Below are 22,337 nucleotides of genomic sequence, written 5' to 3'. Positions count from 1 at the left end.
TATGATGAAGGATAATTTCTACAAAAATATTACATTGTGGTTTGTGATTGCTCTAATTATGGTGGTGATGTTTAATTCTTTTAATACCGGTCACGGAGCAAAAAAGAAGATTTCTTACACTGAATTTATAGAACAGGTAAAACAGGATAACGTTAAGACTGTTATAATAAAGGAGAAATCTATTACAGGTGAGTTAAAGAAAAATGATGAACAGTTTGAGACATATGCTCCTGATGATCCATCGCTCGTTCCCCTTTTGACAGAACATAATGTAAAGATATACGCTAAGCCACCAGATCAAAATCCCTGGTATCTGCAGGTGCTTATCTCCTGGTTGCCAATGATTCTTCTGATTGCCGTCTGGATATTTTTCATGAGGCAGATGCAGGGTGGAGGTAAGGCTTTTACTTTCGGCAAGAGTAGAGCAAGACTTCTTACACCTGATCAGAAAAAAGTCACTTTTAAAGACGTGGCTGGGTGCGATGAGGCAAAAGAGGAGCTTGAGGAGATTATAGAATTTTTAAAAGATCCACATAAATTTCAACGTTTAGGTGGTAAGATTCCGAAAGGAGTCTTGCTCGTGGGCCCTCCCGGAACGGGTAAAACTCTTTTAGCAAAAGCAGTGGCTGGTGAAGCAGGGGTACCTTTTTTTAGTATAAGTGGTTCTGATTTTGTTGAAATGTTTGTGGGAGTTGGTGCATCAAGGGTGAGAGATCTTTTCGATCAGGGGAAAAAGAATGCCCCATGTATCATTTTTATAGATGAAATAGATGCTGTTGGTAGGCATAGAGGTGCAGGTTTAGGTGGTGGACATGACGAAAGGGAGCAGACTTTAAATCAGCTTTTAGTGGAGATGGATGGATTTGAGTCCACCGAAGGGGTAATTTTAATTGCTGCTACAAATAGGCCTGATGTTCTTGATCCTGCCTTACTTAGACCTGGTAGATTTGACAGACAGGTGGTGGTGCCAAGACCAGACGTTAAGGGTAGATATGAGATTTTGAAAGTACATGCTTCCAAAGTACCTCTTGGGGATGATGTGGATCTGGAAGTCATTGCAAAATCTACACCGGGGTTTGCGGGTGCCGAGCTTGCCAATCTTGTGAATGAGGCGGCATTACTTGCTGCAAGAAAAAATAAAGAAAAAGTAAATATGGATGATTTTGAAGAGGCCAAAGATAAAGTGATGATGGGTAAAGAGAGGCGATCTGTTGCAATATCTGATGAGGAGAAGAAGGTCACAGCTTATCATGAGGCTGGTCATGCAATTGTGGCCAGATTTACACCTCATTCGGATCCTGTCCACAAAGTAAGTATCATTCCAAGGGGTATGGCTCTTGGGGTTACTCAGCAGCTACCTAAGGATGACAAATATATCTATACAAAAGAGTACCTGACTTCAAGGCTAGCGGTACTTATGGGTGGAAGGGCTGCAGAAGAAGTGGTATTCAATAAGATTTCCACCGGTGCAGGAAACGACATCGAAAGGGCAACTGAGATTGCAAGGAATATGGTATGTTCATGGGGGATGAGTGAACTGCTTGGGCCAGTGGCTCTGGGGAAAAAGGATGAGGCGATATTCCTCGGTAAAGAGCTTGCCACTCATAAAAATTACAGTGAAAAGACTGCGGAGATAATAGATGAGGAGATAGGTAAGATAGTATTAAATGCTTATGATAATGCCAAGGGGATTTTGAGAAGTAATCTCAAATTGTTGCATGCAATGGCGGAGTTGCTTCTTGAAAAAGAGACTATAGAAAGTAAAGATATTGAAGAGCTTATAGAAAAGGTAAATGGAGAATTACAACCGGCTTAATATATGTTTAAAGAGCTTGTGGTATCGGACAAAAACAGATTGGAATATGAGATTATAAAATTGGGGGCTCACCCTTACGCTAAAAAAATAGCATTGCGAGGTGTCCCCCTTAATATAAAGTTTAAAGGGATACCATCTGCTGCTGCAAACGTATTAAAACAGGAGGCTATTGCTTCTGGTATAGATGCCGCTGTACATATGGGTACTGCGGGATGTGAGGTGGAAAAAACTGATGTTTTAATCTGTGGAGATTTAAAAGGATTTTCAAGACTTGCGGATCGATTGAAGATACAGCCTTTTGGACTTAAAGATATTGCTGATGAGATTGATAAAATTTTAAAGAGCCCTATTCATAAAATACTTCACATCAGAGATAAAACTCTAACTTTTGATGAAAAAAAGATCATGGCAATTATAAATGTTACCCCTGATTCTTTTAGTGATGGTGGTAAATTTACCGAACTAAACGCTGTTATAAGCTATCTCAGTAAACTGAAAGAGATAGGGATTAGTTTAGTGGATATTGGTGGAGAATCCTCAAGACCTGGGGCTGAATCTATAAGTGTTGAAGAGGAACTCAAACGTGTGCTACCGGTGGTGCAATTAGCCGTGAGTGAAGGTTTTATTGTTTCTGTTGATACTTATAAATCGAAGGTGGCCGAAGAGTGTTTGAAGATAGGTGCCCATATAATAAATGATATAAGCGGCTTTCACTTTGATGAAGATATGCCTAAGGTATGCGCAGATTATAATGCCGGTGTATGTCTGATGCATATAAAAGGGGTACCCAAAACTATGCAAGATAATCCTAAGTACAATAATCTTTTGGAGGAGATAAAGTATTATATATATGAGAGTATAGAAATGGGATTGAAAAAAGGATTATCCGAAGATAATATGATGATAGATCCAGGCTTCGGTTTTGGTAAGAGTCTGGATGATAATTATCTTATATTGAAATATCTTAAAGAGTTTGAATCTTTCGGTAAACCTATTCTGGTAGGATTATCAAGAAAGTCGATGGTGGGTGGGGTTATAGAGAAACCTGTCAGTGAGAGAGTTGTAGGATCAAAGATAGTGGAAACCATTGCACTTTTGAATGGTGCTGATATCATAAGAACGCATGATGTGGAAGAATCACTTGATATGATGAAGATTTTTAATTTTTACAATAGAGTAGGTTTCAAATGTTAGAAATATTTAAATCTATCACTTTTGTGGATATCCTGGATATAGTAATTATTGCATTTATGGTATACCGTGTTTTGTTGCTTATAAAGGGTACTATTGCTTTGAGAATGACACTGGGGGTAATTTTTATACTTATTTTTGCGTCGTTCTCCAATTTTTTTGGTTTTAAAGCCACCAGCTGGGTTTTGAATAATCTTACAGGTTACCTATTTTTATCAATTATCATTATTTTTCAGCCGGAGATGCGGAGGGCCCTTGCAGTAATTGGTGATACTAAGGTTTTTAGCAAACAGGATAAAATAAATAAAGGGATCATAGATGAGATAGTTAAGGCATCAACTATATTGGCAAATAAACAGATAGGTGCTCTAATCGTTATCCAGAGGGAGATAGATCTTTTGCCATACATCCAGGTGGGGACTACTCTGAATTCTGAATTAAATAAAGATATACTCGTAAGTATATTTATACCTTATTCCCCTTTACATGATGGTGCCGTCATCGTTATAGATGGTAAGATTGTTTATGCAGGATCTATACTACCCCTCACAAAAAGAGTTGATATTGATAAAAAGTTTGGCACAAGACATAGAGCTGCATTAGGTATTACCGAAGAAACAGATGCCGTTTGTGTTGTGGTTAGTGAGGAGAGGGGTACCATTTCGGTTTCCTACAGAGGTAATTTCACATCAGAGCTTGATGCAGATTCTCTAAAAGAGACATTAAGTCATATTTTCAATGTGGATGAGACAAAAGAGGCTTTTGATGATAAATAACAATATCCTAAAGATTATAAGTGTAATAATTGCCGTCATTGTTTGGTTTATCGTTGCTACATCCGAGCAGCAGGAGGTAAGCTTTTACGTACCGATTAAGTTTAAAAATGAAGGTGAAGGATTAAAGGCATTCACGGATACAAATCTGATTTCTGTCCTGGTCAAAGGTCCAAAGATATCGATGAAGAACTTTACTTTTAATGATATAAAAATAGAGGTAGATCTTTCAAATTTTCAGAGTGGGGAATATCTTTACCGCATTAAACCTACAGATGTAATGCTTCCATCTGGCATTCACCTTATAAGGGCGGAACCACAGGATATAAAGATTATAATAGATAAATTAGGGAAGAAGACAGTAAAGGTATTACCTACATTTATAGGTGAACTGAAGGATGGTTATAAAATCTCCTCGGTGACAATTACGCCAAGCCATGTTACAGTTTATGGCACAAGTAAGAAGATTAAAGCATTAGAGAGTGTGGAAACATTGCCCATCAATATTTCAGGTGTTGATGCAAGTCTTAAGCAGAAGGTGGGTATAAAGGTGGGGGAAATTATTACTGATGCAAAGCCCAATGAAGTTCAGATCGAACTAAAAGTTGTGGAGAATATTATCGTTAAAAATCTTAATAATTTATCTTTTGTATTGGAAAATTTAAACCCTCACTTCAAGGTGATACGAATAAATCCAGACAGGGTTGATCTGTCTGTGAGGGGTAGAAGTGATAAATTAAATAGTTTAGATAATTTAAAACTTTTTGTAGATCTTTCAAAGATAAACAGAGATGGTATTTATGAACTTCCGGTTAAAGTAGCTGGTATTGAAGGTGTAGATGTGGTGGATATTACACCTTCGAGAATCAAGATAGAGGTAAGAAGATGAGAAAATATTTTGGGACGGATGGTATAAGGGGAAAAGCTAATCTTTTCCCAATGACACCAGATCTTGCTATGAAATTAGGCCAGGCTGCGGCCACAATCTTTAGAAGAGGTGAGAAAAAACATAAAATAGTTATCGGCAAAGATACAAGGATATCTTCCTATATGTTTGAATATGCTATTGCATCAGGGATATGCTCTATGGGAGTGGATGTAGTACTCGTGGGGGTTTTGCCTACTCCTGCAATATCTTTTATCACAAGGAGCTTGAGGGCAGATGCAGGTATCGTCATTTCTGCATCGCATAATCCCTATTATGATAATGGGATCAAGTTTTTTTCAAGTGATGGGTACAAATTGCCTGACGAGCTTGAGCTTGAAATGGAGAGGTTTATTGATGAGGATAAAGCTGTTCTTGAAGCTGTTGTTGGAAGGGTTACAAGGATAGAAACTGCCATCGGTAGATATGTGGAGTTTGCTAAAAGTTCCTTCGATAAAAATTATGATTTAAGTGGTCTTAAAATCGTGGTGGATTGTGCTAATGGTGCTATGTATAAGGTTGCCCCAATGGCTTTTGCTGAGTTAGGCGCAGATGTAGTTGTAATCAATGACAAACCTAATGGGTATAACATAAATGATGGTTGTGGAGCCATTCATCCGGAAACTGTTGCCAAAAAAGTTATTGAGGTGGGTGCAGATCTGGGGATTGCTTTTGATGGTGATGGAGATAGGGCTATTTTTGTGGATGAATACGGTGTAATTGTTGATGGTGATTACATACTTGGTATATGTGGAAAATTTATGAAAGAGAAGGGGCTGCTTAATCAAAATACACTTGTGGCCACAGTTATGAGTAATCTTGGCTTTGAACGTTCACTTAATAAGATAGGGATAAATATAATCAGATGCGATGTGGGTGATAGGTATGTCATAGAACAGATGAAGGCTTTCGGTTTGAATTTGGGGGGAGAGCAGTCTGGGCATATTATTTTTAGTGATTACAACACTACAGGTGATGGTTTGATAACAGCCTTACAGCTTCTCAAAGTAATAGTTACTACAGGTAAAAAATTGAGTGAGCTCCAATCATTTATCTCTGTATATCCGCAGGTGCTGAAAAATGCCTCTGTAAGTAAAAAGGTGCCTATTGATGATTTGAAGAATACTTCAAAACTTATAAAAGAATTCTCAGATCAGCTTGGAAAGGATGGTAGGGTATTTGTGAGATATTCCGGCACTGAAAACAAGATAAGAGTGATGGTGGAAGGCACCGATTACGATAAGATCGATTATATTGCAAACTCAATTATTACAACTGCTGTAAAGGAGATAAAAAATAGGGGTGACGTATGATAAAATTGGGAGTTAACATAGATCATGTCGCAACAGTTAGGCAGGCAAGAAGAGGGAAAGAACCAGATCCTGTTCATGCAGCAGTTTTAGCTGAATTGGGTGGAGCAGATGGAATTACTGTACATCTAAGGGAGGATAGAAGGCATATCCAGGATAGGGATCTATTTATCCTGAGGGATACCGTCAAAGTAAAGCTAAATCTTGAAATGGCAACAAATGATGAAATTATAAATATTGCTTTGTCTGTGAAACCGAACATCTGTACGTTGGTACCTGAAAAGAGGGAAGAGCTAACCACTGAAGGTGGACTCGATGTAATACATAATTTTGATAAGGTTGCAAGGACAGTAGAAATTCTTAAGTCAAATGGGATAGACGTTAGTATATTTATAGACCCAGATAAGAAGCAGATTGAAAAGGCTATCGAAACCGGAGCCAGATATATAGAGATACATACAGGTAGATATGCAGAGGCTACTACGGAAGATGAAAGTTTTAAAGAGCTTAAAAAGATCGAGGCAGCTTCAAAGTATGCTGCTGATTTAGGATTTATAGTAAATGCGGGGCATGGTTTGAATTATAAAAATGTTATTCCACTTTGCCGAATTTTTCCATTTCATGAGTTTAATATAGGTCATTCTATTATATCTAAATCGATTTTGGTTGGATTAAAGGATGCAGTGAGGGAGATGAAAGATATTTTAGAAAAGTATTCAATTGATAAGTAGGATGATGATCGGCTGTGATATTGTGGAAATTGATAGAATAAAAAATGCCATAGAAAGGCATGGTGAAAGATTTGTAAATAGAATTTTAACCCAGAAAGAGATGGAGATCTTCGAAAAGAAAAATAGATCATTACAATTTTTTTCTGGTAGATTTGCTGCAAAGGAGTCTATCTCCAAGAGCTTTAAAACTGGTATCGGTAAGGAGTTATCCTTCAAGGATATAGAGATTTTAAACGGTGAAAAAGGTGACCCAATAGTTTTTATAAAAGGGGCAAGAAGAAAGGATATTGAGGTTTCCATCTCCCATGGCAGGGATTACTCGATAGCCGTTAGTATCATAAAAGAGAAAGAAGAGGTATAGGTATGAGCGTAGCAGTAGTTATTCCCGCAAGGTATGCTTCCACAAGACTAGAAGGTAAGCCTTTAAAAGAGATAGCAGGGGTTCCCATGATAGCATGGGTAGCCCAGAATTGCAAGAAGAGCAAAGCTAATAGGGTAATCGTAGTGACGGATGATGCAAGAATTTTAGACGAATGTAAAAAAATAGATGGTATTGAAGCTACGATGAGCGACCCTAGTCTCCCATCAGGTACTGACAGGGTGGCAAAGGTGGCCAGGTACTTAGATGATGATATTATTATAAATGTACAGGGGGATGAGCCTTTTATCGATTACAAAGTGATTGATATGCTTATAGACGATCTAAATAATTCTGATGCTGTTATGAACACTGCCTGTGTTAAAATAGATGAAACAACGGCACAGAATCCGAATGTCGTAAAGGTCGTGTTTGACAAAACAGGTTATGCATTATATTTTTCCAGATCACCAATCCCTTATTATAGGGATAAGGAAGCACAAAAATTTTTTTACAAACATATTGGTATATATGGTTATAGAAAAAATTTCCTGAAAATCTTTACCTCCCTTGAGCCATCTGTAAATGAGAATATCGAAAAGCTTGAGCAGCTAAGAGCACTTGACAATGGTTATAAAATAAAGGTAATAGAAACTGAATACAACGGTATTTCGGTGGATACGGAAGAGGATTTAATAAAGGCAAATAAATATGCAATGGAGATATTAAATGGCTAAGTTTATTTTTGTCACCGGAGGCGTTCTATCGTCTCTGGGTAAAGGGATTACTGCAGCTTCATTGGGAACGCTCCTTGAATTGAGGGGTTATAAAGTTATTATTAAAAAGTTTGACCCTTATCTGAATGTAGATCCTGGTACTATGAGCCCTTTTCAGCATGGAGAGGTTTATGTGACGGAAGATGGTGCTGAAACAGACCTGGATCTTGGACATTACGAACGTTTTTTGAATTCTTACACAAATAAAGATTGCAATATAACAACAGGTAAAATTTATCACCATGTTATAGAAAAAGAGCGGAAAGGGGATTACCTTGGTGCCACTGTGCAGGTTATACCTCATATAACTGATGAGATAAAGAATAATATAAGAAAACTTTCAGGGGAATATGACATAGTTATAGTGGAAATTGGTGGGACAGTGGGCGATATAGAAAGTTTACCTTTTTTAGAGGCTATCAGGCAGATCAGGTTTGATCTTGATGACAATGATGTATTGTATATACACGTCACACTGGTTCCCTACATTAAAAGTGCCGGGGAATTGAAAACAAAACCAACACAACATTCTGTTAAGGAGCTCAGAGAGATAGGTATACAACCGGATATCCTTGTGTGCCGTTCGGAGTATCCTTTAAGTGATGGCATAAAAAAGAAGATTGCACTATTTTGTAATATTTCAAAAGAAGGTGTAATAAACGCCATAGATGCCTCCTCTATTTATCAAGTTCCCCTTTTGCTTCATAATGAAGGGATAGACAAGATTGTTTTGAAGAAATTAAATTTACCGGAAAAAAGTTTGGATCTCTCAAAATGGGAGGATATCGTCTTCCGTCTTAACAATCCGGAAGGTGAGGTCACCATTGGGGTGGTGGGTAAGTATGTGGACTTGAAGGATGCCTATATAAGCTTAAATGAGGCTCTAGTTCACGGAGGTATTCATAATAGATTAAAGGTTAACATAAAATGGATAGATGCTGAAGATCTCGAAAAGATGCCCCTTGATAAATTTTTTGAGAATGTGGATGGTATCCTTGTGCCGGGGGGATTTGGGGATAGGGGTGTGGAAGGTAAGATCAATGCAGTAAATTATGCCCGTATCAAAAATATACCTTTCTTCGGGATATGTCTTGGGATGCAATGTGCTGTAATAGAATTTGCCAGAAATGTTCTTAAGCTTGATGGAGCAAACAGTGTGGAGTTTCTTCCAAAGACCCCTTACCCTGTAATAGACTATATGAATGATCAAAAAAATATCAAAAAGTTAGGTGGAACTATGAGATTAGGAGGGTATAAATGTACTATAAAAGAAGATACCCTTGCTTTTAAATCTTACGGAAAAACAGAGGTATTTGAGAGGCATAGACACCGTCTGGAGTTTAACAACAGGTTTAAAGATGATTTTGTGAAGGCTGGGGTCACTATTTCTGGTGTAAATCAGGAAAGGGATCTGGTGGAGATAATAGAGCTAAAATCCCACAGATGGTTTTTGGGATGTCAGTTCCATCCTGAGTTTAAATCTAAACCCACAAATCCGCATCCACTTTTTAGCTCATTTGTGAATGCCGCATATAAGTATAAAAAGGATAAAAGTGATGAAAAGGTGGTGATCTGATGATCCTGTTTGCCGGTCCATGTGTTATAGAAAGTAAGGAGATTTTGGATGAGGTTTGCCGATTTTTAAAAAAGACTATATCAAAATATGATGGAATAGAGTTTTATTTTAAATCATCGTATGATAAGGCAAATCGATCATCGATAGATGCTTTTAGGGGACCCGGGCTTGAGGAAGGGGTTGAAATACTTGCAAAAATAAAAGATGAACACAAAGTGGGTTTAATTACAGATGTTCATCAGGTGAGTGAGGTGGAAAAGGTAAAAGAGGTGGTGGATGTTTTGCAGGTGCCAGCTTTTCTTTCAAGGCAGACAGATCTTCTGGAGGCGGTGGCTAAAAGTGGAAGGATCGTTAATGTTAAAAAAGGACAGTTTTTGGCGCCCTGGGATATGGGAAATGTAAGGGAAAAGCTTAAGAGATCCGGTGCCAAAAGGATTATATTTACAGAAAGAGGGGCTTCTTTTGGGTATAATAACCTGGTGGTGGATTATAGGTCATTTCCAATTATGAAAAGTCTAGGAGTGGAGGTTGTTTTTGACGCCACCCATTCACTTCAGCTACCGGGGGGTAAGGGGAGCAGTTCGGACGGTCAGAGGGGGTTTATACCATACCTTGCGAGGGCGGCTGCCGCCTGTGGGGTTGATGGATTCTTCTTTGAGGTTCATCCGGAGCCTGATAAAGCTCTGTGTGATGGGCCGAATATGGTGGATTTCAAGATGTTTGAGGATATTTTAGATTCTATCATGAGAATTAGGGCAGTGTTATGAACCTTATAGAAATAGCTAAGGAAACTATGAAAATTGAGGCGGAGGCTATTTTACGAACCGCTGAAAGGATAAATGAAAATTTTGAAAAAGCTGTGGAGATTATTTTAAATTGTGAGGGGAGAGTTATCGTAACTGGTATGGGTAAATCTGGCTTAATCGGGAAAAAGATAGCCGCCACAATGTCTTCCACAGGTACCCCTTCTATTTTTTTACATCCGGCGGAGGGTGTGCATGGGGATCTGGGGGTTATTACAAAGAAAGACTGCATTATAGCCATATCGAATAGCGGTGAGACGGATGAGCTTATATCCATTTTACCTGTGATAAAAATGCTTGGGGTAAAAATAATTGCTATGGTGGGTAGGATAGACTCCACTCTTGCAAAAAAATCGGATTGTGTTTTAGATGCTTCTGTAATCAAGGAAGCCTGTCCGTTGAACTTAGCTCCCACAGCATCAACAACAGTGGCGTTAGCTCTGGGGGATGCACTGGCGGTGGCACTCTTAAATAAAAGAGGATTTAAAAAAGAGGATTTTGCAATGTTTCATCCATCGGGGACCCTTGGGAAAAGGTTGTTAATTAAAGTGGAGGATCTATACCATACGGGTAGTGAACTTCCGGTGGTAAGATATGATAGAACTGTGGCGGATTCTATATTTGAAATGACCAGTAAAGGTTTTGGTTGTACCACGGTTGTGGATGATAATGGTAAGCTTGTGGGTATTCTTACTGATGGTGATTTAAGAAGAGGAATGCAAAAATATAGAGATCTTTTTGAGAGAAAAGTTTATGATGTTTGCACTAAAAATCCCAAGACTATTGAAAAAGATGCCCTTGCCGCCAGAGCTTTACAGGTTATGGAGGATAAATCTATCACATCTTTAGTTGTTGTTGATGATGAGGGTAGACCCGAAGGGATAATTCATATACATGACATTTTAAAAAAGGGGATAGTATGAATATAAGATTGCTTATAATGGATGTGGATGGAGTCTTGACCGATGGTAGAATTACTTACACCTCTTCCGGTGAAGAGATAAAGTCTTTTCACGTAAGAGATGGTCTTGGGATAAAGCTTGCTAAAAAGTTTGGTATTGAGCTTGCCATAATATCCGCCCGTTTTTCTAAGATTACAGAGCTCAGGGCTAAAGAGCTGGGTATAGATATAGTTTATCAGGGACATTTTGAAAAACTTGATATTTACGAAGAAATCAAGAAAAAGTTAGATGTCACTGATGAAAAAATATCTTTCATCGGTGATGATCTAAACGATATACCGATTTTAAAACGAGTTGGCCTTCCGGCAACCGTATCGGATGCACCGGATGTGGTAAAACGATTTGCTCAGATTGTGACCCCTCAGATGGGAGGGCAGGGGGCGGTAAGGCATCTAATAGAAATAATTTTAAAGAGAAATAATAAGTGGGAAGAAATAGTAAATACTTATTCTATATAGCAGTGTTATTACTGGTGGCTATTTTTGCGGGGTTTGTGGTTTATGATATCAATCGTCCGGAGGTTACCAAAAAAAGCAGTGAAACGTCTTATATAGAAGGGTTTTACCTCAAGAGCAACGTAGATAATGGAAGTTTTTATAAAATAGAAGCATCAAAGGCATATCTTTTTTTTGAGAATGAGACGGTGACCTTTGACAACTGTTCCTTTTATTACAAGGATCAGATAAAGATGATAAAAGGTAATGGGGAGAGGTGTCTGTTTAAAAAAGATAAATATGTCACTATTGAAAGGGGGGTAGAAGGTTTTTACAATAGTATCGAATTTAAGGGTGGTAAAGATAGCCATTTTTTCTACGATCTTGGGAGGTATGAAGGTTTGGTGGATGGGGGAATTTTTGCCAGGGATGGTGATAACTCTATTAGATCTGAAAAAATGAGGTTTAATAAAAACGATATTTTTGTGGAGTTTTCAGGAAAAGTGGAGGTGGTTTATGCGAAATAAAAGTGTTCTGGTACTGTTTTTTTTGCTATTTTCTGTACTTATTTTTGCTGATGAAAAATTCCCTGTTAATATAGAGGCTGATAGTGTGAAATATTTTGGTAAGGAGCAATATTCTCTATTTACAGGTAATGTAAAAGCTACTTATAAAGATACCAAGGTATATTCTGATAGTATGAAAGTGGTTTTTGATAGTAAGAAAGAGGTTGAGTTTATCTACTGTACAGGTAATGTAAAAATGGTTAAAGAGGGGATGTATTCCCTTTCAAAAGAAGCAGAGCTGAAGATGAAAGATAATATACTTGTGTTAAAAGGTGATGCAAAGGTCTGGCAGGGTGAAAATTATCTTGAAGGTGAAGAAGTAATAGTATATAATAATGATAACAGGGTAGTAGTAAACAGAGCTGAAAACAAAAGGGTAAAAGTAATTTTCTATCCTGACAACAAAACAGAAGGTAGCTTAAGTGGGAATAAGGACAAAGAACCTAAAAAAGATATACAAAAAAAGAACGGTAGTAAATAACGTATCTATAGAAGTAAAAGAGGGTGAAGTAGTAGGCCTTTTGGGACCAAACGGAGCTGGGAAAACCACTACTTTTTATATGGTGGTGGGGATTGTGAATCCAGATGAAGGTAATATATATTTTGATGATGAAGATATAACCGAATTGCCAATATACATAAGAGCCAAGAAGGGGATCAGTTATCTTCCTCAGGAATCTTCCATATTTAGAAAAATGACCGTTTATGACAATATCTACGCATCCCTTGAGATCAATTTTAGAGATAAAACCTATATTAGAGATAGAGTTGAAGAGCTGATTTCGGATTTCAACCTTACCAAGGTTAAAGATAGCATGGGTTTTTCTTTGAGTGGTGGTGAAAGAAGAAGGGTGGAGATTGCCCGTTGTCTTGCCACCAATCCCAAAATAATTCTGCTTGATGAGCCATTTGCAGGTATTGATCCTATATCTGTGGTTGATATCCAAAAAATGATACACAAGCTTAAAAATATGGGTATAGGTGTACTTATTACCGATCACAACGTGAGAGAAACACTGAAAATAACCGAAAGGGCTTATATCCTTACAGATGGTGAAGTATTGGCGGAAGGGGAACCGGAGTTGATAGTAAAAAATCCTGAAGTAGTTAGACGTTATCTTGGAGAAGATTTTAGTTTATGAAAGGTGCAAAGCTCAATCTTGGCATTCAAACTAAATTAGGGCAAAGACTGTTAATCACCCCACAGATGAAGCAGTCGTTAAATATTTTACAGATGACTGTGACAGAGCTAAGTACTGAGCTTACCAATATCCTTCAAGAAAATCCCGTCCTTGAAATTGTGGAAAACAGGGAAGATGCGGACCTTTCTTCAGGGGAAATGGATCAGTATATTGAAAATCTTAAAAAGATAGAATGGGAAGATTTTTTTTCAGATAAGGATGACTTCAGGTATCTTTCTTCGGATGATGATGAATTGGACTATGAAAAGTTTGTGTCAAGGGATGTTTCTCTTGAAGAGCATCTGATATTTCAGCTTAAGATTCTGGGACTTCCCGAAGGGGAAGAGGAGATTGGAGTATATATCATTGGTAATATTGATGAAAATGGTTATCTAACCACTTCAGTAGAAGAGATTTCAAAAGATCTGAATGTTGGGGTTGAAGAGGTAGAAAAAGTATTAAAACTTATTCAGGATTTTGAGCCATCCGGAGTTGGTGCCAGGAATTTGGTGGAGTGTATATCAAAGCAACTGGAGGATATGAACGTCGTACCTGATGATATTGAACTTATCAAGCTTATCATAAATAATCATTACCAACTTCTGGAGAGAAAAGATATAAAAGGATTAAGTAAGGCGCTTGACATCTCAGAAGAGTATGTGGAGGATCTTCTTGAGATGATAAAAAGGACTGATCCCAAGCCTGGGCTTAAATATTATAACCAGATAAGATATATTGTGCCGGATGTTTACGTAGTTAGAAAAGGTGATGAGATTGAGATTATACCAAACGATGATTCGATCCCATCGATTAAGATAAATGGCTATTATATAAAGATGCTGAGGGATAAAAATCTTGATAAGGATACCTATGAATACATTTCTGAAAAGGTCAAAAGTGCCCTCTGGGTGTTAAAAAGCCTTAATCAAAGGAAATCTACAATTGTGGCTGTGATGGAGAGTATAGTAAAATTTCAGAGGGATTTTTTCTTTAAAGGTTTTGACGCGTTGAAGCCTTTAAAACTTAAAGATGTAGCAGAGGATATAGGTATACATGAATCCACAATAAGTAGAGTGACTTCAGGTAAATATGCCATGACAGAGATGGGTATAATTGAGATAAAAACATTTTTTGTGAAAGGTTTTCAAACGGATAATGGAAATGTTACGACAGATTCTGTAAAATCTATGATAAAATCGCTTATCGATGATGAAGATAAGGCAAAGCCGTTGAGTGATCAGAAGATTTCAGAAATACTTGCCAAAAAAGGTATTAATATAGCAAGGAGAACAGTTGCGAAATACAGAGAGGAATTAGGTATACCTGCTGCGGCAGAGAGAAAAAATAGATAATTATAAACCCAATAAACAGGAGGAATTATGAATATTCAAATTACTGGAAAAAACATCGAGCTTACCGATGCTATCAGGAGTTATGTAGAAAAGAAGGTGTCAAGACTTAAGAAGTATTTTGAACAGGTTCTGGATGTGCAGGTAATTCTTGATGTTCAGAAGAATGTACATCTTGCAGAGATTCTTGTGAATGCAAAAGGTGTATTTTTAAAAGGTCTTGAGAAATCAGAGGATCTTTATGCATCAATTGATATGTCTGTGGATAAAATCGAGAGACAGCTTGTGAAATACAAAGAGAAACTTAAAACTAAAAAACTTATGGAAAAAGATTTTGAAAAGCCACTCACATTAAATATTTATGAACACTCAAGTGTTGTGGAGAAAGATGTCCCACAAATAATTGTTAGCAAACAGATACCTGTCAAGCCTATGGATGTGGAAGAAGCGGTTATGCAGATGGATCTTTTGAATAAGAATTTTTTTGTTTTTAGAAATGCATCATCCGGTGAAGTTAGCGTAGTTTATAGAAGGGATGATGGGAATATCGGTTTGATAGAACCTTAGAGGTTTAGATGCAGAAAATATTTGATGATCCAAAAACAATTTTGGTAATAGAAGAGGATTTTGAGAAAAGTCAATTAATAAGAAAAGTTGTGGAGTATGCACACGCTATAAATATCATTGAGGATATTGAAGATACTTATAATGCAGTAATAAAAAGAGAATCTATGTGTAGTACGGCTATTGGTGATGGGGTGGCAATACCCCACGCCAAATTGCCTTTTGTTGTGGGAGTAAATATAATATTTTGCTATCTCCCTAATGGTGTTGATTTCGATGCTGTGGATCATAATAAAGTTAGATACCTTTTTCTGATATTAAGTCAGGAAAAAGAGACAACCCTCCATCTGAAGGCTCTGGCAGCAATTTCGAAGCTGATAAAAAATACCGGTTTTATAAATCAGTTAAATGGTGAAATGGAACCAATGAGGATACATTCGATTTTAAAAGAATGTTGGGGTCAGGTGCTGTGAAAAAGATACCGGTACAGGAAATTCTCTCTGAAGAGATTAATGATCTTAAGCTAAGGCTTATTTATGGCAAGGAATTTCTCAAAGAGAGATATATATCGAATTTCAGGATACAGAAACCGGGACTTGCCCTTGCCGGTTTTACGGAGCATATCCATCCGGAAAGGGTACAGATACTTGGTAATACTGAGATATCTTACGTAAATTCGCTGAATCCTGATCAGAGGTTAAATGCTTTTGAGAATTTTTGTAAAAAGAGGGTCAGTTGTATTATTGTCACAAAGAATCTGAAAATTCCCAAAGAGCTTGTTTATTGTGTAAAGAAGTATGAAATACCTCTATTTAGAACAGAGATCGTCAGCTCCCGTGTAATTCAAGAAATAATGTTTTTTTTGGAAGATAAGCTGGCGCCTGAAACGGTTATTCACGGTGTGCTGGTGGATGTCTATGGAGTGGGGGTTGTAATCCTTGGTAGAAGCGGTATAGGTAAGAGTGAGTGTGCCCTTGAACTTGTAAAACGGGGGCATCGTCTTGTGGCGGATGATGCCATTCATATAAAGAAAAAGCAGGATATACTAATTGGAACGAGTAACGATCTTTTGACATACAATATAGAGTTAAGGGGGCTTGGGATTTTAAACATCAAAGATATGTTTGGTGTAAGTGCCATAAGGATGCGAAAACGTATTGAGATCGTAATAAGCTTTGTGGATTGGAATAGTGAAGAGTCCTACGACAGAACAGGGCTTGATAAAAAATTTTACAATATAATGGATATCGAACTTCCCCATCTTATACTTCCGGTTTCTCCTGGTAGAAATATGGCCGTTATTATTGAGGCTGCAGCAAGAAACCATCTTTTAAAGCTGATGGGGTATGATGCTGCACAAGAATTTCAAGATAGGCTTATGAGAAAGATGGAGGAGAATAGAAAGCTGGAGATAAACCGTATAATGATGAATCAGGGTGTGGAGTAGGATGAATAATAGCCATCTCATAGTTCTTACAGGTTATTCCGGTGCTGGAAAATCAACTGCTTCGAAGGCCCTTGAAGATCTTGGATATTACACAGTTGACAATATGCCACTTTCACTTGTGGAGAAATTTGTACAGGTGGTATTTGATTACAACTCTGAGATTCAGAAAATTGCACTTGTCATCGATGCAAGAAGCAAAGATATCCCAAAGATTGCAGAGGTGGTAAAATTTTTAAAATCTAAGTACTACGTAGAGGTTATATTTCTGGATGCTACAGAAGACATACTTGTTCGAAGGTATAAAGAGACGAGGCGAAAGCATCCATTGGGTGACAATCTCCTGGATTCTATAAGACTTGAAAAGAAACTCATGGAAGAGATAAAGGAGTTGTCTGATATCATAATAGATACTTCGTCCATGACGGTACATGATCTTACAAAACTTTTTGACGAAAAATTTAGAGAGATGGATAGCTCTAAAATGTCAATTACCATACAATCATTCGGTTTTAAATATGGAATTCCCCAGGATTCAGATATGGTTATTGATGTTAGATTTTTGAAAAATCCCCATTTCGTTGATGAATTGAGGGGGAAAACGGGATTGGAAAAGGATGTGTATGATTATGTTTTTTCTGATGAAAGATGTAAGGTATTCTTAAAAAAGCTTAAAGCTTTTCTGGAATTTTTGATACCAAATTATGTGAAAGAAGGTAAGAAGTTTTTTACACTTTCCATAGGTTGCACTGGAGGGAAACATAGATCTGTTGCACTTGCGCAATTCATTGGTGAGTATTTGAAAAATAGGTACGACAACAAGGTTTACATCAAACATAGAGATATAGAAAGGGGATAGAGTATGATTGCAGTAATTTTGCTCACTCACAGCAGTCTTGGACTTGAGCTTTTAAAAACTACAGAGATGATCATAGGTAAGCAGGATAAGGTGGAGGTTTTATCGATACACAGTGGCACAACGCTTAGTATCCTTGTGGAAAAGCTCGATCAGCTGGTGGAAAAGTATAAAGATGGTGGTGTTGTGATAGCTACAGATATGTTTGGTGGTAGCCCTTCAAATATAGCTATGGCATATTTAGTTAACGAAGGGGTTGAAGTAATTACAGGTGTAAATCTTCCAATGCTGATAAAGATATTTTCAGATAGAAAGAGTGTTGAAACACCACAGGAGCTTTGTGCTTTAGCAGCTGAAGCGGCTAAAAAGAGTATAATTATAGCAGGGGAAATAATGAAAAGATGAAAAAACACAGAATATTTCGAGTTGATGATAGGCTGATCCACGGACAGGTTATAGAAGGATGGATCAAGTATTTTAAGCTGAATAATACATCCATTGTTAATGATAAAGTGTATGCGGATCCAATTCAACAGATGATCTATAGAAGTGTGGTGCCTAAAGGGGTCAATATTCTTATATCTACCATTAAATCTTTTGAAAATGAGTTTTTAAAGATAAAAAATGATGATTTTCTTGTTTTGTTCGAATCGATTCAGGATTTGTATACCTGCAGAAAATTGATCGATGATTCAATAGAGGTTAATATCGGTTGTATTGCAAACCGTCCTCATAAACATCAGATTTCTGATACAGTTTTCCTGGATATCAGTGAGATAAAATTGTTGTGTGAATTGAGAGAGGAGCATAATATCTCCATTAAAAAATTGCCATGGGAGACTTCCATTGAGATTTTAAATTTTAATAAACTTCTGGATGGAAATTTATGACACTTCCTCTTGCACTTCTTGCATTTTTTGTCTCACTTGATAGGTTTACAGCACTACACATAATGATATCAAGGCCTATTGTAATTGCCACTATAGTGGGGCTATTAACCTCCAATATCCAATTGACATTTTACGTAGGTATTTTGATTGAGATATTTGGCCTTATAGATGTGCAGGTGGGTACGAGGATCCCAAGGGAGGATTCTTTTGTGGCATTTGTTATGTCTGTGCTGGTGGGGAATGGATATTTTACTTCGGTGTCAAAATTTCTAGTTATCTTACTTTTACTTTTAATTTTAATGTATGTGGCAAATATGACGGAAGAGATAGTGAGAAAGATCAATAAAAAAGTCTTTACGAAATACCCATATTCAAACTGGCCAATATTGTTTGGAGTTGTTATTTCTGGTTTGAGAGGTGTTTTAGTTTATTCGGCGGGTGTCTATTTTTGTATTTTAGTACTTGAATATCTTGGTGGTATCTTTAAACATGGTAATAATATAAAAACCTATTCGATATTTATTTCAATATTGCTGAGTGGTTATCTATTAAGATTTCTGTCTTTTAAATCTTTGTACAAATATATAATATTTCTGTTGGGGTTATTTCTGGGATGGCTAATCGCTTAAATAGATTTTTTCTACTTTTGAGAAGCCTTTTTTATACAGGTAATTTTAATATTGAAAATATGCAGGGTACTGGCTTTAGATGGCTTGTGGATTATGTGGGTAAGAAAGGTCATTACGAGATTTCCGATGAGCTTTTAAAAAAAGAGGGGGAATATTTTAATACCCACCCCTTCTTTATTACCTTTATTTTAGGTGTGTGGTTTAAGGAGTTAAATACAGAAGAGGGGCCAGATTACTGGAAAAAAGTATACTCTTCCGCTTTTGCCGCTGTGGGGGACAGCTTTTTCTGGCATAGTTTCAAGGTGTTTTGTTTTCTTATAATGGCAATTATAGGGATCTATTCTCCTGTTGTGGGATTGATTATGTATTTACTTATATATAATGGATTTCATTTTTATCTACTTTTTGCAGGGTTTAAGATAGGTTATAAATACGGTAAAAACCTTATAACCTGGTTTAATATTTTCAGAGTTAATCAATGGGGGCAGATATTTGATGCCGTTTCAGTTTTTTTATTGGGTTTGTTATTGTCTTTCTTAATAAAGTCTTCGGGTATCGTAACATACTGGCACTATTTCTTAGGGGCATCGTTACTACTTTTGGGTTTATTTTTTGCTAAAACACTCAACGTAGTATTAGCTTTTATGTTTGCTATATTTGGTTTTGGAGTGTTACTTCTCTTAAGGGGGCTATAATGGATGATTTAAAGATCGAATTGGAGATAATAAACGAATTGGGTCTTCATGCCAGAGCCGCTGCTCAATTTGTTAAAGTTGCTTCAAAATATAAATCTGAAATAAATGTATATAAAGATGGTTTGACGGCAAATGGGAAAAGTATTATGGGTGTTATGATGCTGGCCGCTCCTAAGGGAAGTAGAGTTGTTTTACATGCCAGAGGAATTGATGCAAAGGATGCTATAAACGATCTTAAGACACTCATAGAAAACAGATTTGGAGAAGAAAGATGAATAAATTCAAAGGTATAGCAGCTTCCGAAGGTATTGCTATTGGTAAGGCATTTGTCTTTGAAAATAGTAAGCCAAAGGTGGAAAAAAGGATAATCCCTCCTTCAAAAGTTGATGCGGAGATAGAAAAGTTTAGAAATGCTATAGCTAAAACAGAAGATTACATTAATTACACCAAGGAGCTATCTTCAAATAATCTTGATGTCGATTATTCTTTTATATTTGACGTTTATTCGCTCTTTTTAAAAGACACAATGCTGGTGGATGAAACCATTAATCTTATCAAAAGTAAATTTTATTCTTCCGAATATGCCCTAAGCAAGGTATCTAAAAATATCATAGCCTCTTTTGAGGCCTCAGACGACGAGTACCTAAGAGAGCGAAAACATGATATCGAACACATTACAAATAAATTGCTTACTTTCATGGGTGGTGATGACTTTACCGGGTTTGATGTAGATTCTAATTCCATAGTAATAGCAAGGGATCTTTCACCATCTCAGCTTGTTTATTTAATACATAAGGGGATTTCAGGTTTTGCCACCGATATGGGTAGCAAGGTTACTCATACATCGATTATCGCAAGGGCAGTAAATATCCCCGCCGTAGTAGGTCTAAGTAATGTTTCTGAGAAGTTGGAAACCGGAGATACTGTTATTCTTGATGCCTTTGATGGAATTGTGATTGTTAATCCCACAGACGAAGAATTAATGGCCTTTCAAAAGAAAAAAGAGAGGTATTCCACCTATATTGAAGGATTAAAGTGCGACCTTTATCTGCCAGAAGTAAAAACGCTGGATGGTCATAAGGTAAATCTACTTTTAAACATAGAGATAAATGAAGAGCTAAAAACAAACATTTTAGATATATCAAACGGGATAGGACTTTACAGGACAGAATTTATTTATCTTACCAGAGGTGATGTGAAGGAAGATGAACAATTTGAAATTTTAAAAGAAGCAGTATTGGCTTCTAAAGGTAAGCCTGTAGTAATCAGAACCTTCGATCTGGGTGGTGAAAAGCTAAGTTCTTTGTTACCACATCCGGAAGAGGTAAACCCCGCACTGGGGCTTAGAGCTATTAGATATTCTTTAAAATTTAAAGATTTTTTTACCAAGCAACTCAGAGCAATTCTGAGGGCTGCAGATTTTGGAAATGTATCAATTATGTTTCCGATGGTCAGTTCGATTAATGAAATAATACAAGTTAAAGAGATTTTAAATGACGTAAGATCTGATTTGAAATCGAAAGGTGTTCCGTTTGGGGATGTTAAAACTGGTATAATGGTGGAGATACCTGCTGCAGCTATTATGGCGGATCAATTTGCTAAACACGTGGATTTTTTTAGTGTCGGTACAAACGATCTCACGCAGTACACTTTAGGTGTGGATAGAAATAATGAATATGTGGCGGAGATTTTTGATCCAATTCATCCTGCCGTCTTATCTTTATTGAAGATGATCAAACTGGCGGCGGACAACAACAACATTGAAGCCACGATATGCGGTGAGATGGCTGGGGATCCTCTTCTTATCCCTGTTCTTCTGGGATTGGGTTATAGGAATCTCAGTATGAGCCCCACTAATATTCTCAAAGCAAGATATGTGGTGACCCATCTTACAATTGAGAAATGCAGAGATTTGCTGGATAGACTTGAGGAAAATTACTACAAAAATATGCATTATAATCTTTTAAAAACGTTTATGAATGAACACTACAAAGAGGTTAATTTTTATGAGTAGATTTTTGAAAAGGTCATTTTTAGCTGTTTTTATAGTACTTATTTTCATCAGCCTTTCATTTGCAGAAATCATCAAAGGGAAGGTTGTGGGGGTTTCGGATGGTGATACGATAACACTTTTGGCGGAGGATAATAAGCCTTTAAAAATTCGTCTTGCACAGATAGATGCACCTGAGAAAAAACAGGATTTTGGCCAGAAATCGAAACAATCTCTATCCGATTTAATTTATCTAAAAGATGTCACCGTGAAGGTGTGGGATGTTGATAGATACGGTAGAATAGTTGGCCAGATATTTTACAATAATTTAGATGTAAATCTTGAGCAGGTGAAAAGGGGGATGGCATGGGTTTACTTTAGATATGCCAAAGACCCCGAGTATTTTAAAGCCATGGAGATTGCAAAAAGTAAAAAGATAGGTTTATGGTCTATGCCAAACCCCATTCCGCCATGGGAGTTTAGAAAGCTAAATAGAAATGGTAATAATTAAATTTTTT

27 protein-coding genes are annotated in these 22,337 nt (G+C 37.0%); all 27 read left to right on the top strand.

The features are described from left to right. The first annotated feature begins 4 nt into the window (after positions 1-4). Genes ftsH through ACP5Q2_RS08650 form a run of 27 tightly spaced genes read left to right on the top strand, consistent with a single transcriptional unit; the run spans position 5 to position 22,330 of the window. Positions 5-1,816: an ATP-dependent zinc metalloprotease FtsH gene (ftsH, locus tag ACP5Q2_RS08780; RefSeq protein WP_428099281.1), complete on the top strand. Its 1,812-nt coding sequence runs from the start codon at positions 5-7 to the stop codon at positions 1,814-1,816. A gap of 3 nt (positions 1,817-1,819) precedes the next feature. Then, complete coding sequence (gene folP / locus ACP5Q2_RS08775; RefSeq protein ID WP_428099278.1) at positions 1,820-3,010, top strand: dihydropteroate synthase; 1,191 nt, start codon at positions 1,820-1,822, stop codon at positions 3,008-3,010. Beyond that, entirely contained in the window at positions 3,004-3,783 is a 780-nt protein-coding gene (gene cdaA, locus ACP5Q2_RS08770) for a diadenylate cyclase CdaA (protein WP_428099276.1), read from the top strand. The genes folP and cdaA overlap by 7 nt, the downstream gene beginning before the upstream one ends. After that, positions 3,773-4,669, top strand: coding sequence for a CdaR family protein (locus ACP5Q2_RS08765; RefSeq protein ID WP_428099273.1), 897 nt, complete (start codon positions 3,773-3,775; stop codon positions 4,667-4,669). The genes cdaA and ACP5Q2_RS08765 overlap by 11 nt, the downstream gene beginning before the upstream one ends. Beyond that, positions 4,666-6,018 carry a phosphoglucosamine mutase gene (glmM, locus tag ACP5Q2_RS08760; protein ID WP_424606228.1) on the top strand — a complete coding sequence of 451 codons (1,353 nt, stop codon included), beginning with the start codon at positions 4,666-4,668 and terminating at the stop codon, positions 6,016-6,018. Before ACP5Q2_RS08765 ends, glmM begins: the two co-directional genes overlap by 4 nt. Continuing rightward, positions 6,015-6,746: a pyridoxine 5'-phosphate synthase gene (locus ACP5Q2_RS08755; protein WP_424606227.1), complete on the top strand. Its 732-nt coding sequence runs from the start codon at positions 6,015-6,017 to the stop codon at positions 6,744-6,746. The genes glmM and ACP5Q2_RS08755 overlap by 4 nt, the downstream gene beginning before the upstream one ends. Position 6,747: 1 nt before the next feature. Next, positions 6,748-7,107, top strand: coding sequence for a holo-ACP synthase (gene acpS, locus ACP5Q2_RS08750; RefSeq protein WP_424606226.1), 360 nt, complete (start codon positions 6,748-6,750; stop codon positions 7,105-7,107). Positions 7,108-7,109: 2 nt separating this feature from the next. Further along, positions 7,110-7,841: a 3-deoxy-manno-octulosonate cytidylyltransferase gene (gene kdsB / locus ACP5Q2_RS08745; RefSeq protein ID WP_424606225.1), complete on the top strand. Its 732-nt coding sequence runs from the start codon at positions 7,110-7,112 to the stop codon at positions 7,839-7,841. After that, positions 7,834-9,456 (top strand): CTP synthase, encoded by a 1,623-nt coding sequence (locus ACP5Q2_RS08740; RefSeq protein WP_428099269.1) that lies wholly within the window; start codon positions 7,834-7,836, stop codon positions 9,454-9,456. The genes kdsB and ACP5Q2_RS08740 overlap by 8 nt, the downstream gene beginning before the upstream one ends. Further along, positions 9,456-10,223 carry a 3-deoxy-8-phosphooctulonate synthase gene (gene kdsA, locus ACP5Q2_RS08735; RefSeq protein ID WP_428099266.1) on the top strand — a complete coding sequence of 256 codons (768 nt, stop codon included), beginning with the start codon at positions 9,456-9,458 and terminating at the stop codon, positions 10,221-10,223. The genes ACP5Q2_RS08740 and kdsA overlap by 1 nt, the downstream gene beginning before the upstream one ends. Next, positions 10,220-11,182 (top strand): KpsF/GutQ family sugar-phosphate isomerase, encoded by a 963-nt coding sequence (locus tag ACP5Q2_RS08730; RefSeq protein ID WP_428099263.1) that lies wholly within the window; start codon positions 10,220-10,222, stop codon positions 11,180-11,182. The genes kdsA and ACP5Q2_RS08730 overlap by 4 nt, the downstream gene beginning before the upstream one ends. After that, on the top strand, positions 11,179-11,679 hold the full coding sequence (locus ACP5Q2_RS08725) for a KdsC family phosphatase (RefSeq protein ID WP_424606221.1): 501 nt from the start codon (positions 11,179-11,181) through the stop codon (positions 11,677-11,679). Before ACP5Q2_RS08730 ends, ACP5Q2_RS08725 begins: the two co-directional genes overlap by 4 nt. Further along, the gene (locus tag ACP5Q2_RS08720; protein WP_428099259.1) at positions 11,646-12,182 is read left to right on the top strand and encodes a hypothetical protein; all 537 of its coding nucleotides are present in this window, start codon (positions 11,646-11,648) and stop codon (positions 12,180-12,182) included. Before ACP5Q2_RS08725 ends, ACP5Q2_RS08720 begins: the two co-directional genes overlap by 34 nt. Next, the gene (lptA, locus tag ACP5Q2_RS08715) at positions 12,172-12,702 is read left to right on the top strand and encodes a lipopolysaccharide transport periplasmic protein LptA (RefSeq protein WP_428099256.1); all 531 of its coding nucleotides are present in this window, start codon (positions 12,172-12,174) and stop codon (positions 12,700-12,702) included. The genes ACP5Q2_RS08720 and lptA overlap by 11 nt, the downstream gene beginning before the upstream one ends. Beyond that, complete coding sequence (lptB, locus tag ACP5Q2_RS08710; RefSeq protein WP_428099253.1) at positions 12,644-13,363, top strand: LPS export ABC transporter ATP-binding protein; 720 nt, start codon at positions 12,644-12,646, stop codon at positions 13,361-13,363. Before lptA ends, lptB begins: the two co-directional genes overlap by 59 nt. After that, positions 13,360-14,754, top strand: coding sequence for an RNA polymerase factor sigma-54 (gene rpoN / locus ACP5Q2_RS08705; protein WP_428099251.1), 1,395 nt, complete (start codon positions 13,360-13,362; stop codon positions 14,752-14,754). The genes lptB and rpoN overlap by 4 nt, the downstream gene beginning before the upstream one ends. 27 nt (positions 14,755-14,781) lie before the next feature. Further along, positions 14,782-15,318, top strand: a complete 537-nt coding sequence (gene hpf, locus ACP5Q2_RS08700; protein ID WP_428099248.1) for a ribosome hibernation-promoting factor, HPF/YfiA family — start codon at positions 14,782-14,784, stop codon at positions 15,316-15,318. 8 nt (positions 15,319-15,326) lie between these two features. Continuing rightward, entirely contained in the window at positions 15,327-15,788 is a 462-nt protein-coding gene (locus tag ACP5Q2_RS08695; RefSeq protein WP_428099245.1) for a PTS sugar transporter subunit IIA, read from the top strand. Beyond that, positions 15,785-16,762: an HPr(Ser) kinase/phosphatase gene (gene hprK / locus ACP5Q2_RS08690; protein ID WP_424606214.1), complete on the top strand. Its 978-nt coding sequence runs from the start codon at positions 15,785-15,787 to the stop codon at positions 16,760-16,762. Before ACP5Q2_RS08695 ends, hprK begins: the two co-directional genes overlap by 4 nt. 1 nt (position 16,763) lies before the next feature. Next, positions 16,764-17,618, top strand: coding sequence for an RNase adapter RapZ (gene rapZ, locus ACP5Q2_RS08685; protein ID WP_428099242.1), 855 nt, complete (start codon positions 16,764-16,766; stop codon positions 17,616-17,618). A 3-nt stretch (positions 17,619-17,621) separates the two neighbouring features. Beyond that, positions 17,622-18,020: a PTS sugar transporter subunit IIA gene (locus tag ACP5Q2_RS08680; protein ID WP_424606212.1), complete on the top strand. Its 399-nt coding sequence runs from the start codon at positions 17,622-17,624 to the stop codon at positions 18,018-18,020. Continuing rightward, positions 18,017-18,505, top strand: coding sequence for a PTS system mannose/fructose/N-acetylgalactosamine-transporter subunit IIB (locus ACP5Q2_RS08675; protein WP_428099239.1), 489 nt, complete (start codon positions 18,017-18,019; stop codon positions 18,503-18,505). The genes ACP5Q2_RS08680 and ACP5Q2_RS08675 overlap by 4 nt, the downstream gene beginning before the upstream one ends. After that, a complete protein-coding gene (locus tag ACP5Q2_RS08670; RefSeq protein ID WP_428099237.1) occupies positions 18,502-19,134 on the top strand; it encodes a hypothetical protein in 633 nt (210 codons plus the stop codon). Before ACP5Q2_RS08675 ends, ACP5Q2_RS08670 begins: the two co-directional genes overlap by 4 nt. Further along, positions 19,119-19,829 carry a PTS system mannose/fructose/sorbose family transporter subunit IID gene (locus ACP5Q2_RS08665; RefSeq protein ID WP_428099234.1) on the top strand — a complete coding sequence of 237 codons (711 nt, stop codon included), beginning with the start codon at positions 19,119-19,121 and terminating at the stop codon, positions 19,827-19,829. Before ACP5Q2_RS08670 ends, ACP5Q2_RS08665 begins: the two co-directional genes overlap by 16 nt. Continuing rightward, a complete protein-coding gene (locus tag ACP5Q2_RS08660) occupies positions 19,829-20,104 on the top strand; it encodes an HPr family phosphocarrier protein (RefSeq protein WP_424606208.1) in 276 nt (91 codons plus the stop codon). The genes ACP5Q2_RS08665 and ACP5Q2_RS08660 overlap by 1 nt, the downstream gene beginning before the upstream one ends. After that, positions 20,101-21,843, top strand: a complete 1,743-nt coding sequence (gene ptsP / locus ACP5Q2_RS08655; protein ID WP_428099232.1) for a phosphoenolpyruvate--protein phosphotransferase — start codon at positions 20,101-20,103, stop codon at positions 21,841-21,843. Before ACP5Q2_RS08660 ends, ptsP begins: the two co-directional genes overlap by 4 nt. Then, positions 21,836-22,330 (top strand): thermonuclease family protein, encoded by a 495-nt coding sequence (locus ACP5Q2_RS08650; protein WP_428099229.1) that lies wholly within the window; start codon positions 21,836-21,838, stop codon positions 22,328-22,330. Before ptsP ends, ACP5Q2_RS08650 begins: the two co-directional genes overlap by 8 nt. Positions 22,331-22,337: the final 7 nt, after the last annotated feature.

This window comes from Calditerrivibrio sp. (assembly GCF_049968475.1).
GTDB classification, from domain to species: Bacteria; Chrysiogenota; Deferribacteres; order Deferribacterales; family Calditerrivibrionaceae; genus Calditerrivibrio; species Calditerrivibrio nitroreducens_A.
Note: the sequence above shows the minus strand (reverse complement) of the source record. Positions and strands in the feature narration are given on the sequence as shown.

Coding starts and splice junctions, on each gene's coding strand:
- lptA (WP_428099256.1), top strand. CDS start 12,172: ATGCGAAATAAAAGTGTTCTGGTACTGTTTTTTTTGCTATTTTCTGTA.
- ACP5Q2_RS08660 (WP_424606208.1), top strand. CDS start 19,829: ATGGATGATTTAAAGATCGAATTGGAGATAATAAACGAATTGGGTCTT.
- ACP5Q2_RS08725 (WP_424606221.1), top strand. CDS start 11,179: ATGAATATAAGATTGCTTATAATGGATGTGGATGGAGTCTTGACCGAT.
- ftsH (WP_428099281.1), top strand. CDS start 5: ATGAAGGATAATTTCTACAAAAATATTACATTGTGGTTTGTGATTGCT.
- folP (WP_428099278.1), top strand. CDS start 1,820: ATGTTTAAAGAGCTTGTGGTATCGGACAAAAACAGATTGGAATATGAG.
- ACP5Q2_RS08730 (WP_428099263.1), top strand. CDS start 10,220: ATGAACCTTATAGAAATAGCTAAGGAAACTATGAAAATTGAGGCGGAG.
- acpS (WP_424606226.1), top strand. CDS start 6,748: ATGATGATCGGCTGTGATATTGTGGAAATTGATAGAATAAAAAATGCC.
- rapZ (WP_428099242.1), top strand. CDS start 16,764: ATGAATAATAGCCATCTCATAGTTCTTACAGGTTATTCCGGTGCTGGA.
- kdsA (WP_428099266.1), top strand. CDS start 9,456: ATGATCCTGTTTGCCGGTCCATGTGTTATAGAAAGTAAGGAGATTTTG.
- ACP5Q2_RS08765 (WP_428099273.1), top strand. CDS start 3,773: ATGATAAATAACAATATCCTAAAGATTATAAGTGTAATAATTGCCGTC.
- ACP5Q2_RS08680 (WP_424606212.1), top strand. CDS start 17,622: ATGATTGCAGTAATTTTGCTCACTCACAGCAGTCTTGGACTTGAGCTT.
- cdaA (WP_428099276.1), top strand. CDS start 3,004: ATGTTAGAAATATTTAAATCTATCACTTTTGTGGATATCCTGGATATA.
- ACP5Q2_RS08650 (WP_428099229.1), top strand. CDS start 21,836: ATGAGTAGATTTTTGAAAAGGTCATTTTTAGCTGTTTTTATAGTACTT.
- glmM (WP_424606228.1), top strand. CDS start 4,666: ATGAGAAAATATTTTGGGACGGATGGTATAAGGGGAAAAGCTAATCTT.
- kdsB (WP_424606225.1), top strand. CDS start 7,110: ATGAGCGTAGCAGTAGTTATTCCCGCAAGGTATGCTTCCACAAGACTA.
- ACP5Q2_RS08675 (WP_428099239.1), top strand. CDS start 18,017: ATGAAAAAACACAGAATATTTCGAGTTGATGATAGGCTGATCCACGGA.
- ACP5Q2_RS08695 (WP_428099245.1), top strand. CDS start 15,327: ATGCAGAAAATATTTGATGATCCAAAAACAATTTTGGTAATAGAAGAG.
- ACP5Q2_RS08665 (WP_428099234.1), top strand. CDS start 19,119: ATGGCTAATCGCTTAAATAGATTTTTTCTACTTTTGAGAAGCCTTTTT.
- rpoN (WP_428099251.1), top strand. CDS start 13,360: ATGAAAGGTGCAAAGCTCAATCTTGGCATTCAAACTAAATTAGGGCAA.
- ACP5Q2_RS08755 (WP_424606227.1), top strand. CDS start 6,015: ATGATAAAATTGGGAGTTAACATAGATCATGTCGCAACAGTTAGGCAG.
- hpf (WP_428099248.1), top strand. CDS start 14,782: ATGAATATTCAAATTACTGGAAAAAACATCGAGCTTACCGATGCTATC.
- ptsP (WP_428099232.1), top strand. CDS start 20,101: ATGAATAAATTCAAAGGTATAGCAGCTTCCGAAGGTATTGCTATTGGT.
- ACP5Q2_RS08740 (WP_428099269.1), top strand. CDS start 7,834: ATGGCTAAGTTTATTTTTGTCACCGGAGGCGTTCTATCGTCTCTGGGT.
- ACP5Q2_RS08670 (WP_428099237.1), top strand. CDS start 18,502: ATGACACTTCCTCTTGCACTTCTTGCATTTTTTGTCTCACTTGATAGG.